Here is a 14,959-nt window from a genome sequence, read left to right as displayed (position 1 = left end):
CGATGTTCGAACTGCATCACCTCACCGCGCTGGAGCAGTGGGACTGGATCCGCCGCGGTGACGTCACCGCCGCCGAGCTCGTCGACCACTACCTCGCCCGCATCGAGCGCCTCGACCCCGGCCTCGGCGCGTTCGTCACCGTGACCGCCGACGCCGCCAGGCACCGCGCCCGCACGCTCGCCGCGCAGGTGCGGACGAGCGCGCCGCTGTTCGGCCTCGCGCTCGGCGACAAGGACCTCGAGCGGCGCGCCGGCGTGCGCACCACCTTCGGCTCCCGGCTCTTCCAGGACTTCGTGCCGGATGTCTCCGACGAGGTCGTCGCCGTTCGCGACGCCGCCGGCGCAATCAGCCTCGGCAAGACCAACACCCCCGAGTTCGGCATGCCCGCCTACACCGAGAACCGGGTGGCGGGACCGGCGCGGAACCCCTACGACACGACGCTCGGTGCCGGCGGCTCGAGCGGCGGCGCGGCGACCGCCGTCGCGGCGGGCCTGCTGCCCTTCGCCCCGGGCTCCGACGGCGGCGGCAGCGTCCGCATCCCCGCCGCCGCGACCGGGCTCGTCGGGCTCAAGCCCTCCCGCGGCACGCTCGCCGCCGGCAGCGCGATCGACAAGCTCGCCGGCCTGCCGGTGCCCGGGCCGCTCGCGCGCACCGTCTCCGACGCGGCCCTGCTCCTCGAGGGGATGCTGCAGCGCGACGCGCACGGAAGGGTGCCGCGCCCGTTCACGCTGCGCGCCCCCGACCTCGAGGAGTCGCTGCTCGGTCCCGCCGTGCGCGGCGAGGGGCGGTTCTCGATCGCGGTCATGACGACGTCGCCGTGGGACAACGCGTACGAGATCACGCTCGACCCCGAGGCATCCGCGGCGCTCGAGGTCGCGATCGCGGAGCTCACCGCGGTCGGGCATGGGCTGGAGGAGTTCGCCCTGCCGGAGCAGGACGTGTACGCCCCGGCCTTCCGCACGATCTGGCAGGCGGGCGCCTCGGCGCTGCCCGTCGAGGGCGACGACGTCGACCGGCTCGAGCCGCTGACCGCGTGGCTCGTGCGGCGCGGTCGCGAACTGCCCGTGCGACAGCTCGTCGAGGCGCTCGCGCAGCTCGCCGCCTTCGAGCGCGACATCGTCGCGCGGTTCGCGCCGTTCGACGCCGTGCTGACCCCGGCGCTCGCGCTGACCCCGCGGCCGGTCGGCTGGTACGACGCCGAGGACGGCGAGCGCAACTTCGCGCAGCAGGTGCAGTACACGCCGTACACGAGCTTCGTGAACGTGACAGGCCTGCCCGCGATCAGCCTGCCCGTGCACGTCACGCCGGAGGGGCTGCCGATGGGCGTGCAGCTCGTCGGGCGCCCGGGCGGCGAGGCGACGCTGCTCGCGATCGGCGCCCAGCTCGAGCGGCGCCTGCAGTGGCACCGCCGCCACCCGCCGCAGTGGTGAGCCGCGCAGGCAGCGCCGCGCTATTCGACGGCTGAGGGGGAGGCCGCCGCGCTTCGCGGAACGGGCGCCGCCGCGCGTCGACCCCACCGCACCGTGATCACCGCGAGCCCGAGCACCATGACCGCGCCGCCGACGAGCGTCGTCACCGGCGGCACCTCGCCCTGCGCGACCCACGCCGTGAGCAGGCCGACGACCGGTACGAGCAGCGCGAACGGCACGACCGCGCTCGACGGATGCCGCGAGAGCAGCCCGTTCCAGATGCCGTAGCCCACGAGCGACGCCGCGATCACGGTGTAGAGCGTCGACAGCAGCGCAGGCCAGCCGAAGCCCGCGATCGCGGCGCCGATCTCGGCAGGGCCCTCGAACACGAGCGACAGCGCGAGCGCCGGCAGCGGCACGACGAGGGCCGACCACACCACGAGCGACAGGCCGGAGGCGACCTTCGCGCGGCGGGCGAGCACGTTGCCGGTCGCCCACGACAGCGCGGCGCCGAGCGTCAGCACGACCGGCAGCAGCGGCACCGCCTGCGCCTGCCCGGCGATCACGACGCCGAGGCCCGCGAGCCCGAGCGCGATGCCGGCGAACTGCCGCGGCGTCGGCCGCTCCCGCAGCGCGAGGGCGGAGATCACGGCGGTGAACAGCACCTGCACCTGCAGCACGAGGGAGGCGAGCCCCGCGGGCATCCCGGCCGCGAGCGCCGCGTACAGCAGCGAGAACTGGCCCAGGCTGAGGAACGCGCCGATGCCGAGCACGAGCCGCCAGTCGGCGGACGGACGCGGCACGAGGAAGACGGCGGGCAGCGCCACGAGCACGAAGCGCATCGCGAGGAAGAGCAGCGGCGGCACCTCCGCGAGCCCGACGTCGATGACGACGAAGTTCGCGCCCCAGAGCAGCACGACGACGAGGGCGAGGGCGGTATCGCGACGGGACATTACCGCACAGCGTGGCAGAAACAGGCCCACGCGACCTCGCGGGGGAGCGGGCCAATCACGCATCCGCGGCCGGGAGCCGCACGCGGATCCCATCGTTGCGGGCGACGGTGTGCTCCCGAAGAGCGGCTGCGCGACCCGAGCGCTCTTAGGTAAGGCATGCCTATACTGGCCGCGATGAACCCGGCTCCGGTCTCGACGTCCCGGGTCGTGCGCGCGGCGTACGGCCCGTTCCTGGTGCGGGTGGTGCGCACCGAGCGGGTGGGCGAGTCCTTCCTCCGCGTGACCCTCACCGGGTCGACGCTCTCGAACTTCTACTCCGGCGGCCTCGACCAGCGCGTGAAGCTCGCCTTCCCGACCTGCGCGGACTCGATCCCGGCGTTCCCCCTCGACACCGACGACTGGTACGGCGCCTGGCGCGCACTGCCAGAGGCGGTGCGTCCGGTGCTCCGCACCTACACCGTTCGCGCGCACCGCGAGTCGGCGGCCGAGGTCGACATCGACTTCGCCCTGCACGGCGCGACCGGTCCCGCCTCGCGCTGGGCGCTCGCCGCTCAGCCGGGCGACGAGCTGATCATGGTCGGCGCCGACGCCCGCACCCTCGTGCGGGCCAGCGAGGGTCGTCTCTCCGGCATCGAGTGGGACCCGGGCGCCGCCCAGCGTGTGCTGCTCGCCGGTGACGAGACCGCCGTGCCCGCCATCTGCTCGATCCTCGAGGCCATGCCGCGCGACTGCACCGGTCAGGCCTTCCTCGAGGTGCCCGCCCGCGGCGACGTGCAGCCGGTCGACGCCCCCGAGGGCGTCACCGTGACCTGGCTGCCGCGCGAGAGCCGCCCCGGCCTCGGCCACGGCGCCGCCCTCGACCGCGCCGTGCGCGCCTGGGCGATCGAGATGGTCCCCTCGGCCGGCGCCGAGGAGGACCTCGCCGACGCGGATGCCGAGGAGCGCGTGCTCTGGGACGTGCCGAACGTGCCCGACACCGAGACCCACGACCTCTACGCCTGGATCGCCGGCGAGGCGGGCGCGGTGAAGAGCCTGCGTCGCTTCCTCGTGCGGGAGCTCGGCATGCATCGCGCCGACGTCGCCTTCATGGGCTACTGGCGCGTCGGCGCGGCCGAGAACTGACGCCGTGACCGGCACGCTCGACAGCGTCCGCACGGCGACGACGGCGGAGGACGCGACCCGGCCCGCGGGCGTCGCCGCCACCGCGCGGTCGCGGCTCGGCCTGCTGGCCCTGCTCGTCGTGCCGCTCGCGGCCGCGGTCGTGGCATCCGTCGCCCTCGGCTCCGGCGGCATCCCGCTCGCCGAGGTGTGGCGCGCGCTCACGGTCGGCGGCAACGACACGACCACCGTGTTGATCAGGGAGTTCCGGTTGCCCCGCACGGTGCTCGGGATCGCGGTCGGCGTCGCCCTCGGGCTCGGCGGGGCGCTCATGCAGGCCGTCACGCGCAACCCGCTCGCCGAGCCCGGGCTGCTCGGCGTCAACGCGGGGGCGTTCCTCGCGATCGTCGTCGCGATCGCGACCGCCGGCGCCGCCGACATCCGCGCCTACGTCTGGTGGTCCTTCCTCGGTGCCGCGCTCGCGGCCGTCGTCGTGTACGCCATCGGCTCCCGCGGCCGCGCCGGCGCGACGCCCGTGCGGCTCGTGCTCGCGGGCGTCGCGCTCAACGCCGTGCTGAGCGGCATCGCGTACTCGTTCACCCTGCTGAACCCCGACATCTTCGACAAGATCCGGTTCTGGCAGTCGGGGTCGCTGCAGAACCGCGGCTGGGACGTCGTGGCCGGCGTGCTGCCCTTCCTCGTGGTCGGCGCGCTGCTCGCGCTCGCCCTGCCGCGCGCGCTCAATGCGCTCTCGCTGGGCGACGACCTCGCCGTCTCCCTCGGCGCCCGGGTGGGGCTCACCCGGGCCGGGGGAGTGCTCGGCATCACGCTGCTCTGCGGGGCGGCGACCGCCGCGGCCGGGCCGATCGCGTTCCTCGGGCTGCTGGCGCCGTATCTCGCCCGCGCGATTGTCGGGCCCGATCAGCGCTGGATCATGCCCTTCACGCTCGTGCTCGCCCCGACGGTCATGCTCGCCGCCGACGTCGCCGGGCGCTTCGTCGTCGCGAGCGAGATGCCCGTCGGCGTCGTGAGCTCCTTCCTCGGTGCCCCCGTGCTCATCGCGCTCGTGCGCGCCGGCAAGGCGAAGGCGCTGTGACCGCCGCCGCCGAGCGTCGGCTCGCCCTGCCGCGCCGCATGGGCGTCGTGCGCCTCGGGCGCGGGGTCAGCCTGCGTTGGGATCGCCGAAGCGCGCTCGTCTGCGGCCTCCTCGTCGCCGCGACGCTCGTGCTCGGCACCGTCGCGATCACGTTCGGGGAGTTCCCGATCACGGTGCCGCAGATCGTCGGCGCCTTCACCGGCGCCGAGACGAGCGAGGCGGTGCGCCGCATCGTGCTCGAATGGCGGATGCCGCGGATCGTGCTCGCCGCGATCGTCGGCGCGGCCCTCGGGCTCTCGGGCGCGGTGTTCCAGTCGCTCACGCGCAATCCGCTCGGCAGCCCCGACGTCATCGGCTTCACGACCGGCTCGTACACGGGGGCGCTGATCGCGATCATCGTGCTCGGCGCGAACTACGCCGGCACCGCCGTCGGCGCCGTGCTCGGCGGGCTCGTGTCGGCCGCGATCGTGTACCTGATCGCCTGGCGGCGCGGGGTGCAGGGCTACCGGCTCATCGTCGTCGGCATCGCCGTCACCGCGATGCTCGAGTCGCTCAACGCGTGGCTCATCCTCCGCGCCGACCTCGAGCTCGCCTTCGCCGCGGCCAGCTGGTCGGCCGGCTCCTTCAACGAGGTGCGCTGGCCCGTCGTCGCGCCCGTCGTGATCGCCCTCGCCGTGCTGCTGCCCGCGCTCGCCCTGCTGAGCCGTCCGCTGAAGATGCTCGAGCTCGGCGACGACGCCGCCCGGGCCCTCGGCGTGCGGACGGAGGCGAACCGGCTCGCGCTCGTCGTCGTCGCGGTGCTGCTCGTCGCCGTCGTCACCGCCGCGGTCGGGCCGGTCGCGTTCGTCGCGCTCGCGGCACCGCAGATCGGCCGCTGGCTCAGTCGGGCGCCCGGTGTCGCGCTCCTGCCCGCCGCGTGCACCGGCGCCCTGCTCGTGCTCGGCGCCGACGTGCTCGCACAGCGGCTGCTGGCCCCCGCCCAGCTGCCCGTCGGGCTCGTGACGCTCTGCCTCGGCGGCGTCTACCTGCTCGGGCTGCTCGCCCGCGAGGCGCGGCGGAGGATGACGTGACGACCGGACCGACCCCCGAGCTCGCCGCCCGCGGCATCCGCGTCGGCTACGACGACCGCATCGTCGTCGACGGCCTCGACCTCGAGATCCCGGTCGGCTCGTTCACCGTCATCGTCGGGCCGAACGCCTGCGGCAAGTCGACGCTGCTGCGCTCGCTCGCGCGCCTGCTGCCGCCGGCCTCGGGAGCGGTGCTGCTCGACGGCCGCGACATCCGCTCGTACGGCGTCAAGGAGGTCGCCCGCCGGGTGGGCCTGCTGCCGCAGTCGAGCATCGCCCCCGACGGCATCACGGTCGTCGACCTCGTGTCGCGCGGACGCTACCCGCACCAGAAGCTGCTGCGGCAGTGGTCGCGGGAGGACGAGGCCGCCGTGACCGAGGCCATGGCGGCCACCGGCACGGCGGAGCTCGCGCAGCGCCCCGTCGACGAGCTCTCGGGCGGTCAGCGGCAGCGCGTGTGGGTGGCGATGGCCCTCGCGCAGCGCACCCCGCTGCTGCTGCTCGACGAGCCCACGACGTTCCTCGACATCACGCACCAGGTCGAGCTGCTCGACCTCTTCTCCCGCCTCCGCACGGATGCCGGGCGCACGCTCGTCGCGGTGCTGCACGACCTCAACCAGGCCGCCCGCTACGCGACGCACCTCGTGGTGATGAAGGACGCGCGGATCGTCGCCCAGGGCGCACCGTCCGACATCGTCACCGCCGAGCTCGTGCTCGAGGTGTTCGGCCTGCGCTGCCGCATCATCGACGACCCCGAGTCGCACACCCCGCTCGTGATCCCCATGGTCGGCGTGCACTGATTGGGTTAGGGTTGCCTTACCTACTTCTAGGAGACACAGCATGCTTTCCACCCTCCGTCTTCCGCTCGCCGTGACCGCGGCGGCGGCGACCGTGCTCGGCCTCGCGGCGTGCGCGCCGTCGAACGACACCTCGGCGGCGCAGCAGCCCGCCGATCTGCTCGCGACCGTCGACACGATGTTCGGCGAGGTCGAGATCCCCGAGCCCGACGACGAGCTGCGCGTCGTGGCCCTGGGCTGGTCGGATGCCGAGATGGCGCTCGCCCTCGGCGTGCAGCCCGTCGCGGTGTTCGACTGGCAGGGCTTCGGCGCCGAGAACAACGGCGTCGGCCCGTGGGCCGCCGATCTCTTCACCGAGGCGCCCGAGCTCATCGAGCGGGGCGAGGAGGCGCTCAACTACGAGCAGATCGCGGTGCTCGAGCCCGACGTCATCCTGAACACCCGCAGCGGCAACGACGAGCAGGAGTTCGACGCGCTGAGCGAGATCGCCCCGACCGTCTACGCGCCCGAGGGCACGGCCGCGTTCGCGACCGAGTGGGACGTGCAGATGCAGACCGTGTCGCAGGCGCTCGGCCTCGCCGACGAGGGCGACGCCCTCATCGCCGACACCCAGGCGCAGATCGACGCGGCCGCCGAGGCGAACCCAGAGTTCGAGGGCCTCACCGCCACCGCCGCCACTAAGTTCGGCGACGCGTACGGCGCGTATCTGCCGGGCGACGGTCGCTTCGACATCCTCGCCGACCTCGGCTTCGAGGCCGCGGAGGGCGTCTCGACGCTCGAGTCCGCCGGCTTCTTCGCGAACGCCTCGGCCGAGCAGGTCGAGCAGCTCGAGGCCGACGTCGTCGTGGTCTACCCGATCGGCTTCACGGTCGAGCAGACGCAGGCCGACCCGCTCATCCAGAGCCTGCCCGCCGTGCAGGACGGCCGCGCGGTGTTCATCGATCCGGCGAGCGAGCTGGCCGGCGCGTACGGCGCCGCGAGCGTGCTGAGCTTCCCGGTCGTGCTCGAGCAGCTCGTGCCGCAGCTGCAGGCAGCGGTCGCCGCCGGCGCGTAGACGTAGCAAGCCGCGAGGGGCCCGGTCCGGGACGGACCGGGCCCTTTCGCGTTCCGAGTTCAGTAGGGCAGGCCGACCCTGCTCGCGCTCTCGATCCAGAGATCGCGGGCGAGCGCGGCGTCGTGCGCCTGCGGGGCGACGCGCCCGTTCGGACGCAGCATGTCGAAGTAGGTCCCGGATGCCGCGGGCGGGCGCTCCGTCGACGCGAGCGCGACGAGCGGCGCCGCACCCGCCTCGGCCGAGATGCCGTAGCCGCCCCGGGTCAGGGTCGCCATCACGGCCATGGCGCGGGACCCGGTGCCGAACGACGTGCGCACGAAGCCGGGATGCACGGAAAAGGCCTCGACCCGAGGCATCCGGCGGGCGAGCTCGCGCATGAAGAGCACCGTCGCGAGCTTCGACGTGCCGTAGGCCGGCCAGCCGCCGAGCCACGGGTGGCGCTGCCAGTCGAGGTCATCGAGCCGCAGCCAGCCGAAGCGGTTGGCGATGCTCGCGGTGCCGATGACACGGCCGCCCGACTGCTCGAGGCGGGGGAGCAGCAGACCCGTGAGCAGGAACGGCGCGAGGTGGTTGTGCTGGATCGTCCGCTCGAACCCGTCCTCGGTGAGCGCGCGCTGCGGCACGAGGCCGCCGGCGTTGTTGAGCAGCACGCCGATGCGGTCGTAGCGCTCGAGGATCGTCGCCGCGAGGCCGCGCACGTCGTCGAGCCGGTCGTAGTCGGCGAGCAGGGCGTCGCCCGACACCTCGGCGGCGACGGCGCGGGTGCGTTCGGGGTTGCGGCCGACGACGACCACGCGGCGGCCGAGCGCGGCGAGCTCGCGGGCGGCGACCGCGCCGATGCCGCTCGACGCCCCGGTCAGCACGATGACGCCGTCGGTGCTCATCGGTAGCCGCCCTTCTCGAGTCCCGCCTCTATTTCGAAGCGGTTCGTGTGCGGGTTCGGTCCGGCCGCCCAGTACAGCAGCGGCAGGGCGAAGCCCCACTCGCGCCACTGCTCGACGTGCACGGCCTCGTGCTGGAGCACCCGGCGGCCGGTGTTCGACCGGGTGAGGTACACCCGGCCGACGGTGGTGCCGCCGCGCCCGAACGCCCAGTTCGGCAGCCCGCGGCACACGATGAGATCACCGACGCGGCGCACCCGGCCGACGCTCAGCGGCAGCCCGATCGCGAGGCCCATCGCCGTCGCGAGGGCGAAGCCGGCGCGGGTCACGGCAGGGTGCCGCACGACCTCGCGCACGCCGGGAACGAGCCGGCCCACGGTCACGAGCCCTATCGCGAGCAGCTGGTACGGCGGGCGGCGCGCGTCGGGCATGCCTCCGTTCTAGCAGCGGCCCGCTTAGTGTTGACTCATGTCGCAGGGCGTCAGCAGGCTCGCGATGATCAGCCTGCACACCTCGCCTGGCGATCAGCCGGGCACCGGTGACGCGGGCGGGATGAACGTCGCGATCGTCGAGACCGCCCGCGCGCTCGCGGAGCGCGGCGTCGAGGTCGACCTGCTCACCAGGGCCGTCGGGCCACCGCGCGAGCGCGACCTCGCGCCGGGCGTGCGACTGCTCGAGCTCGCCGCCGGCCCGGCCGCGGCGCTGCCGAAGAACCGGCTCGTCGACGTCGCCGACGCGTTCGGCGAGGCCGTCGCCGAGGTCACCGGGCGCACGGCGCCCCGCTACGACCTGCTGCACGCGCACTACTGGCTCTCCGGCCTCGCGACCCTGCCTGTCGCGATCGAGCTGGGGCTGCCCTTCGTGCAGAGCTTCCACACCCTCGCCGCGATGAAGACGCGGGCGGATGCCGCGGGGGCGCAGCCCGAGTCCGAGGGCCGCGCCCGCGCCGAGGCCTTCCTCGCCGGGCAGGCCGACGCGCTCGTCGCAGCCGGCAGCGCCGAGGTCGGCGTCATCCTCGACGTCCTGCACGCGCCGCCGGAGAAGACGTGGGTGATCCCGCCGGGCGTCGACGTCGACGCGTTCACCCCCGGGCTCGTCACCCGCGGGCGCGCACTGCGCGAACGTCTCGGCCTGCCGGCCGAGGCGCCCGTGCTCGCGGTCGTCGGCCGGCTGCAGCCGCTGAAGGGGCAGGACTTCGCGATCCGCGTGCTCGCCGAGGTGCGGCACCGCTCGAGTGCGCAGCCCGTGCTCGTCATCGCGGGCGAGACGACCCCCGGCGACGAGGCCTTCCACGCCGACCTCGTCGCGCTCGCCGCGCACCTCGGCGTCGCCGACGCCGTGCACATCACGGGCGCGCTCGACCGGGTCGACACCGCCGACCTCCTCGCGCTTGCCGACCTGACGATCGTGCCGAGCCACTCGGAGTCGTTCGGGCTGGTCGCCCTGGAGTCGGCGGCGAGCGGCACGCCCGTGCTCGCGCAGAACGTCGCGGGTCTCGCCGACAGCGTCGCCGACGGCGTCAGCGGCGTGCTGCTCGACGACCGCGACGTCGGGGACTGGGCGGATGCCGCCCGTCTGCTGCTCGAGGACCGTCCGCGCCTCGACGCGCTGAGCGTCGCCGCGCGCGGCCACGCCGAGGCGCGCACCTGGGCGGCGAGCGCGACGGGACTGCTCGCGGTCTACGAGGCGCTCACGGCCGCCCGTAGGTCTCGAGAAGTCTGAGCCAGATCTCGCTCGTCGTCGGGTACGACGGCACCGCGTGCCAGAGCCGGTCGATCGGCACCTCGGCCGTCACGGCGATCGTCGCCGAGTGCAGCAGCTCGGCGACATCCGGCCCGACGAACGTCGCACCGAGCAGCACCTTCCGCTGCTCGTCGACGACCATGCGCGCCTTGCCCTCGTAGCCGTCGGCGTACAGCGAGGCGCCCGCGACGTAGGAGATGTCGTAGTCGACGATGCGGATGTCGTAGCCCTTCTTCTCCGCCGCGGCCGCGGTCAGCCCGACGGAGGCGACCTCCGGGTCGGTGAAGGTGACCTGCGGCACCGACTCCAGGTCGGCGGTCGCGACGTGCGCTCCCCACGGGGCGTCCTGCACGGCCTGGCCCTTCGCCCGCGCGACGATGACGTCGCCGGCGGCGCGCGCCTGGTACTTGCCCTGGTGCGTCAGCAGCGCCCGGTGGTTGACGTCGCCGACGCCGTAGAGCCAGTCGGTGCCCGTGACGAGGAGGGTGTCGTCGACCTCGAGCCACTCGCCCGGGGTGAGGCCCACCGTGTCGACGCCGAGATCGACGGTGCGCGGGCCGCGCCCGGCCGCGACGAGCACCTCGTCGGCCTCGATCGTCTCGCCGTCGTCGAGGGTCAGCGTGACGGTGCCGGATGCGGCGCGGTCGACCCGCTGCGGAGAGGTGCCGGTGAGCACCCGGGCGCCGAGCTTCTCGAGCGAGCCCTGCACGAGCTCCGCGGCGAAGTCCTCCTGCCCGGTGAGCAGCCGGCCGCGGGAGATCAGGGTCACCTCGGTGCCGAAGCTCGCGTAGGCGGTGGCCATCTCGCAGCCGACGACACCGCCGCCGATGATCGCGAGGCGGCGCGGCGCGGCCTTCGCGCCGGTCGCCTCGCGCGAGGTCCAGGGTCGCGCGTCGCGGAGGCCGGGAATGTCGGGCACCGTCGCGTCCGAGCCCGTCGCCACGACGACCGCGTGCCGCGCCGTGAATTCCGTCGTCGAGCCGTCGGCGCCCTCGACCGAGACCGTCTTCACCCCGGTCAGCCGCCCGTGGCCGCGGACGAGGTCGATGCCCGCGCCCTCCACCCACTCGACCTGGCTCGCGTCGTCGTAGTCGCTCACGAAGCCGTCGCGCCGGCGGAACACCTCGGCGACATCGAGACCGCCGGTCACCGCCTCGCGGGCGCCGCCGACGCCCCGCGCCGCGCGGAGCGCCGCTCCGCTGCGCAGGAGCGCCTTCGAGGGCATGCACGCCCAGTAGGAGCACTCGCCGCCGACGAGCTCGCTCTCGACGAGCACGGCGCTGAGCCCGCCCTTGACGGCCCGGTCGGCGAGGTTCTCGCCGACGGGGCCCGCTCCGATGACGATGACGTCGTACTCGGTTCCGGCCATGACTCGCTCCTCAGCTTCCGGTGAACTCGGCGGTGGTCCTCGTGCGGAAGGCCTCGAGGCCCACCTTCACGTCGTTCGTGCCCATGAGCCGCGCCAGTTCGGTCGGCAGAGCGGCCTCGGCGGCCGCGTCGCCCTCCCGCACCGCCAGCCGGGCGCTCGCGAGGGTCGCCTGCACCGCGAGGGGCGCCTGCGCGGCGATGCGGTGTGCGAGCTCCAGCGCGCGCTCGAGCTGCCGCCCGTGCGGCACGACCTCCTGCACGAGCCCGATCCGGTGCGCCTCGTGCGCGTCGAACTCGTCGCCGGTCAGCAGCCAGCGCATCGCGTCGCCCCAGCCCGCCGCGCGGGGGAGCCGGATCGTGCCGCCGCCGAAGGGCAGGATGCCGCGGGCGACCTCCAGCTGCGCGAAGCGGGTCGAGTCGGCGGCGACGACGATGTCGCTCGCGAGCGCGAGTTCGACACCGAGGGTGTAGCAGAGCCCCTGCGTGGCGAGCACGACGGGCTTCGACACGTGCCGGCCCGACACCTGCCACGGGTCGATGCCGCCCTCCGGCACGAAGTCGAGCCCGTCCCTCGTGATGTGCGGCACGACGTCGGCGAGGTCGAGCCCCGCGGTGAAGTGGTCGCCGGTGGCGTAGACGACGCCCGCCCGCAGCTGCGGGTCGCGGTCGAGCTCGCCGTACGCGGCCGCGAGCCGCTGCAGCATCCCGAAGTCGACGGCGTTGCGTTTCTCGGGCCGGTCGAGACCGATCGTCAGCACGTGCGAGTCCCGGTCGACCTTGATCCGTTCCGTCACGCCCGAAAGCCTAGGCCCGCACTCCAACGGACGGGCGAGAGGCTTCCTCAGCTACCGAGTAGGTCAGCCGCGGGGGTCAGCGGGCGAGGGCGCCGACGATGCGGAGGATCGACGCGAGGTCGTCCTCGGCCGCGGCGGGGGAGGACGGGGCGAACTCGCACAGCCCCGCACCCGCGAAGCCGAAGCGCTCCCGCAAGGCGCGGATGAGCCCCACGAGGCCGGCGACCGTGAGGCCGAACGGCTCGGGGAACCCGATCCCGGCGAACTCCGCCGGGTCGAGCACGTCGAGATCGATGTGCAGGTAGACGGATGACGCGCCGGTCGCCGCCACCGCCTCGACGAGCGCATCGGGGTCGAGCGCCTCGGGCGGGAGGACCCGCACGCCGCTCGCGGCGAGGAACTCGCTCTCGGCGGCATCCGTCGCCCGGGTGCCCGCGAGCACGAGGCGGGAGGGCGCGAGCGGGGGAGAGGGCACGAGCGCCGGGACGCCGTCGCCGAGCAGCGTGCGCAGCACCATGCCGTGGAAGGCGCGTGAGGGGCTCGACTCGGGGGTGTTGAGGTCGGCGTGCGCGTCGAGCCAGACGACGGCGGCGTCCTCGCGGTCGAGCGCCCGGGGGATCGCGCCGAGCTCGACGCCGCAGTCGCCGCCGATGACGATCGCCGGGCCGTCGACCTCGGCGAGGGTGCGGGTGAGCCGGTCGCGCACGAGCGCGATCGAGCTCACCCGCCGCACGAGGGTGCCCTCGTCGTCGCCCGCCTCGAGGGGCACGTCGACCGTGACGGTCGAGGCCTGCGGTAGGTCGCCCGCGATCGCGGCGGCGCCGTCGAGGAGTCTCATCGCCCGGGACGAGCCCGAGCCCTGCCACTGCGGCGCGACGACGAAGGTTGGCACCCGATCAGTATGGTCTAGCGGCTCGCCTGCGCGACCGCGGCGCGGAGGCCCTCGGCGTCGTGCGGAACTCCGTAAGCGGGCGTGCCGTTCTCGATGCGCCACGACTCGTCGATGCCGCCGATGTCGACGGCGTCGAAGCCGAACTCGTCGAGCAGCGCCGCGACGGTGGCCTTGGCATCGGCGTCATCGCCGGCGACGATGAGCGCGCGGCGGCCGGGCTCGCCCGAGGGCTTGCCGTCGGTCGTGAGGTCGGGGGCGCCGATGTGGTTGACGGCCTTCACGACCTTGGCGCCCTGCAGGTGCTTCTGCAGGAGACCGCTCGTCGTGTCGCGCTTGTCGTCGAGCGCCGCGATCTGCCCGTCGCGCGACGGGTAGTAGTTCATGGTGTCGATGACGACCTTGCCCTCGAGGGGAAGGACGGGGACCTCCTCGTACCTGCCGAGGGGGATCGTGACGACGGCGATGTCGGCGGCCTCGGCCGCCTCCTGCGGGGTGCCCGCCTTCGCGCGCTCGCCGAGCTCGGAGACGAGCCCCTGCAGCGTCTCCGGGCCGCGCGAGTTCGCGATCACGATGTCATAGCCGTGCTGCACGCCGAGGCGGGCGAGCTGGCTGCCGATGTTTCCTGCGCCGATGATGCCGATAGTGGTCATGCGGGGCTCAACTGACCGGCGGCCGGTTCTCTTCCCGCGTTCAGCCGATGTTCATTCGGCTACCCGGCGGCGACCATCCGCTGCGGGCTCAGCGGGCGTTCTGCCGGTCGTCGACCCGCTCGTCGGGAGCCGTGGTCCTCAGCGGGTCCGCGATCAGCCGGATCATCGACTCGAGCGGGCCGCGGCCGAGGAAGCGTCGCCAGGTCCAGGCGAAGACGAGCGAGCCGATCGTGAGCGACAGCAGCAGCGCGAGGGGGTAGTCGCCGCGCCCGTAGGGAACACCGGCCTCGCGCGCGAGGCCCGCCAGCAGGGCGAGCACGAGGATCTGCGCGGTGTAGATCGTGAGCGGCATCGCCCCGACCGCGGTGAGGGGCGACAGGACGGTGCGCAGCGCGCGCCCGACGGCGCCCCGTTCCCCGGCGAGCAGGAACGCGAGCACGCCGATGACGACGAGCGCGAGGCCGCCCGACCCGAAGGCCTCCGCCGTCGTGTCCGAGTGCGCCTCGACGTCGGCGCCCGTCGCGGGCAGCACGCCGTAGCCGATGACCATGCCGACGACGCCCGCCGCGACCGTGACGAGTTGCGTGCGGGTGCGGGCGAGGTCGCTGCGGGCGACCGTCAGGCCCGCGAGCAGGTAGGCGATCCAGAGCGGCACGGGATAGGTGGCATCCGGGCCGAACCACATGTCGACGACCGCCGTGCCGACGTCGCGAGCCTCGGGCAGCAGCCCGACGATGACGGGACCGGCGACGGCGAAGAACAGCGCGAGCGGCACGAGCACCCAGCGCGGCGCGAAGAGCACGGGCAGCAGGAGCAGGTACATCAGCCCGTACTCGTCGAGGATGATCGAGACGAGACTGCCGAGCGTCGCGAGCATGAAGCCCAGTAGTACGAGCACGATGCCGCGGATGCCGACGGCGAGCCTGATTCCGCCGCGACCGCCCTCCGCGCCCGTCGCTCCACCGCTGATCAGCCCGAGCGAGACGCCCGCGATCGTCGCGAACAGGATCGACGAGCGCCCGTCGGCCACGGTGTCGACGTCGAGCGGCACGGGCACCGTGTGCGCGACGAACATGCCGAGCACCGCGAGTCCGCGAGCGGCGTCGAGTCCGTCGATGCGGCGAGCGGTCGTCATCGGCTCAGCGTAGAGCGCCGCG

14 protein-coding genes and 1 pseudogene are annotated in these 14,959 nt (G+C 74.0%); 7 read left to right on the top strand and 8 right to left on the bottom strand.

The window, feature by feature from the left end:
• Nucleotides 1-2: 2 nt before the first annotated feature.
• Nucleotides 3-1,430, top strand: coding sequence for an amidase (locus JUB10_RS00260; RefSeq protein ID WP_207453178.1), 1,428 nt, complete (start codon nucleotides 3-5; stop codon nucleotides 1,428-1,430).
• 20 nt (nucleotides 1,431-1,450) lie between these two features.
• Here the strand turns inward: JUB10_RS00260 and JUB10_RS00255 are convergent, their stop codons facing one another.
• Nucleotides 1,451-2,362 (bottom strand): EamA family transporter, encoded by a 912-nt coding sequence (locus tag JUB10_RS00255; protein ID WP_207453176.1) that lies wholly within the window; start codon nucleotides 2,360-2,362, stop codon nucleotides 1,451-1,453.
• 174 nt (nucleotides 2,363-2,536) lie between these two features.
• On the opposite strand from JUB10_RS00255, the gene JUB10_RS00250 reads away from it, so the two are divergent.
• From JUB10_RS00250 to JUB10_RS00230, 5 genes are read left to right on the top strand one after another with little or no spacing between them, the layout of a single operon-like run.
• Nucleotides 2,537-3,484, top strand: a complete 948-nt coding sequence (locus JUB10_RS00250) for a siderophore-interacting protein (protein WP_207453174.1) — start codon at nucleotides 2,537-2,539, stop codon at nucleotides 3,482-3,484.
• 4 nt (nucleotides 3,485-3,488) lie between these two features.
• Nucleotides 3,489-4,556, top strand: coding sequence for an iron chelate uptake ABC transporter family permease subunit (locus JUB10_RS00245; RefSeq protein ID WP_207453172.1), 1,068 nt, complete (start codon nucleotides 3,489-3,491; stop codon nucleotides 4,554-4,556).
• Complete coding sequence (locus tag JUB10_RS00240; RefSeq protein ID WP_307859021.1) at nucleotides 4,553-5,626, top strand: FecCD family ABC transporter permease; 1,074 nt, start codon at nucleotides 4,553-4,555, stop codon at nucleotides 5,624-5,626. The genes JUB10_RS00245 and JUB10_RS00240 overlap by 4 nt, the downstream gene beginning before the upstream one ends.
• On the top strand, nucleotides 5,623-6,423 hold the full coding sequence (locus tag JUB10_RS00235; protein ID WP_207453170.1) for an ABC transporter ATP-binding protein: 801 nt from the start codon (nucleotides 5,623-5,625) through the stop codon (nucleotides 6,421-6,423). The genes JUB10_RS00240 and JUB10_RS00235 overlap by 4 nt, the downstream gene beginning before the upstream one ends.
• A gap of 40 nt (nucleotides 6,424-6,463) precedes the next feature.
• Entirely contained in the window at nucleotides 6,464-7,474 is a 1,011-nt protein-coding gene (locus tag JUB10_RS00230) for an iron-siderophore ABC transporter substrate-binding protein (RefSeq protein ID WP_207453168.1), read from the top strand.
• Nucleotides 7,475-7,533: 59 nt separating this feature from the next.
• Here the strand turns inward: JUB10_RS00230 and JUB10_RS00225 are convergent, their stop codons facing one another.
• Both JUB10_RS00225 and JUB10_RS00220 read right to left on the bottom strand, forming a co-directional pair.
• A complete protein-coding gene (locus tag JUB10_RS00225) occupies nucleotides 7,534-8,358 on the bottom strand; it encodes an SDR family NAD(P)-dependent oxidoreductase (protein ID WP_207453165.1) in 825 nt (274 codons plus the stop codon).
• Nucleotides 8,355-8,651, bottom strand: coding sequence for a Fe-S oxidoreductase (locus JUB10_RS00220; protein WP_242682039.1), 297 nt, complete (start codon nucleotides 8,649-8,651; stop codon nucleotides 8,355-8,357). Before JUB10_RS00220 ends, JUB10_RS00225 begins: the two co-directional genes overlap by 4 nt.
• 172 nt (nucleotides 8,652-8,823) lie before the next feature.
• Here JUB10_RS00220 and JUB10_RS00215 point away from each other — a divergent pair, with 172 nt between their 5' ends.
• Nucleotides 8,824-10,077, top strand: a complete 1,254-nt coding sequence (locus JUB10_RS00215; RefSeq protein WP_207453163.1) for a glycosyltransferase — start codon at nucleotides 8,824-8,826, stop codon at nucleotides 10,075-10,077.
• Here the strand turns inward: JUB10_RS00215 and JUB10_RS00210 are convergent.
• The 5 genes and pseudogenes from JUB10_RS00210 to JUB10_RS00190 all read right to left on the bottom strand — a co-directional run bounded on the left by JUB10_RS00210 (nucleotide 10,046) and on the right by JUB10_RS00190 (nucleotide 14,937).
• The gene (locus tag JUB10_RS00210) at nucleotides 10,046-11,467 is read right to left on the bottom strand and encodes a dihydrolipoyl dehydrogenase family protein (RefSeq protein WP_207453161.1); all 1,422 of its coding nucleotides are present in this window, start codon (nucleotides 11,465-11,467) and stop codon (nucleotides 10,046-10,048) included. The two genes, JUB10_RS00215 and JUB10_RS00210, sit on opposite strands and share 32 nt — an antisense overlap.
• Nucleotides 11,468-11,477: 10 nt before the next feature.
• Nucleotides 11,478-12,260, bottom strand: a complete 783-nt coding sequence (locus JUB10_RS00205) for a crotonase/enoyl-CoA hydratase family protein (protein ID WP_207453159.1) — start codon at nucleotides 12,258-12,260, stop codon at nucleotides 11,478-11,480.
• 76 nt (nucleotides 12,261-12,336) lie between these two features.
• On the bottom strand, nucleotides 12,337-13,152 hold the full coding sequence (locus JUB10_RS00200) for an arginase family protein (RefSeq protein ID WP_207453157.1): 816 nt from the start codon (nucleotides 13,150-13,152) through the stop codon (nucleotides 12,337-12,339).
• A gap of 14 nt (nucleotides 13,153-13,166) precedes the next feature.
• Nucleotides 13,167-13,817: pseudogene (locus tag JUB10_RS00195) on the bottom strand (NADPH-dependent F420 reductase); the annotation flags it as partial.
• A 73-nt stretch (nucleotides 13,818-13,890) separates the two neighbouring features.
• Nucleotides 13,891-14,937, bottom strand: a complete 1,047-nt coding sequence (locus JUB10_RS00190; RefSeq protein WP_207453154.1) for a DUF418 domain-containing protein — start codon at nucleotides 14,935-14,937, stop codon at nucleotides 13,891-13,893.
• Nucleotides 14,938-14,959 lie beyond the last annotated feature (22 nt).

The sequence above is a fragment of the Desertivibrio insolitus genome, from assembly GCF_017355965.1.
In the GTDB taxonomy this organism is placed as follows: Bacteria; Actinomycetota; Actinomycetes; order Actinomycetales; family Microbacteriaceae; genus JAFIQW01.
Note: the sequence above shows the minus strand (reverse complement) of the source record. Positions and strands in the feature narration are given on the sequence as shown.

Bases quoted from the DNA above. Each gene is read 5' to 3' on its own strand.
- JUB10_RS00230 (WP_207453168.1), top strand. From the start codon at position 6,464: ATGCTTTCCACCCTCCGTCTTCCGCTCGCCGTGACCGCGGCGGCGGCG.
- JUB10_RS00220 (WP_242682039.1), bottom strand. From the start codon at position 8,651: ATGGGCCTCGCGATCGGGCTGCCGCTGAGCGTCGGCCGGGTGCGCCGC.
- JUB10_RS00225 (WP_207453165.1), bottom strand. From the start codon at position 8,358: ATGAGCACCGACGGCGTCATCGTGCTGACCGGGGCGTCGAGCGGCATC.
- JUB10_RS00215 (WP_207453163.1), top strand. From the start codon at position 8,824: ATGTCGCAGGGCGTCAGCAGGCTCGCGATGATCAGCCTGCACACCTCG.
- JUB10_RS00210 (WP_207453161.1), bottom strand. From the start codon at position 11,467: ATGGCCGGAACCGAGTACGACGTCATCGTCATCGGAGCGGGCCCCGTC.
- JUB10_RS00190 (WP_207453154.1), bottom strand. From the start codon at position 14,937: ATGACGACCGCTCGCCGCATCGACGGACTCGACGCCGCTCGCGGACTC.
- JUB10_RS00255 (WP_207453176.1), bottom strand. From the start codon at position 2,362: ATGTCCCGTCGCGATACCGCCCTCGCCCTCGTCGTCGTGCTGCTCTGG.
- JUB10_RS00250 (WP_207453174.1), top strand. From the start codon at position 2,537: ATGAACCCGGCTCCGGTCTCGACGTCCCGGGTCGTGCGCGCGGCGTAC.
- JUB10_RS00260 (WP_207453178.1), top strand. From the start codon at position 3: ATGTTCGAACTGCATCACCTCACCGCGCTGGAGCAGTGGGACTGGATC.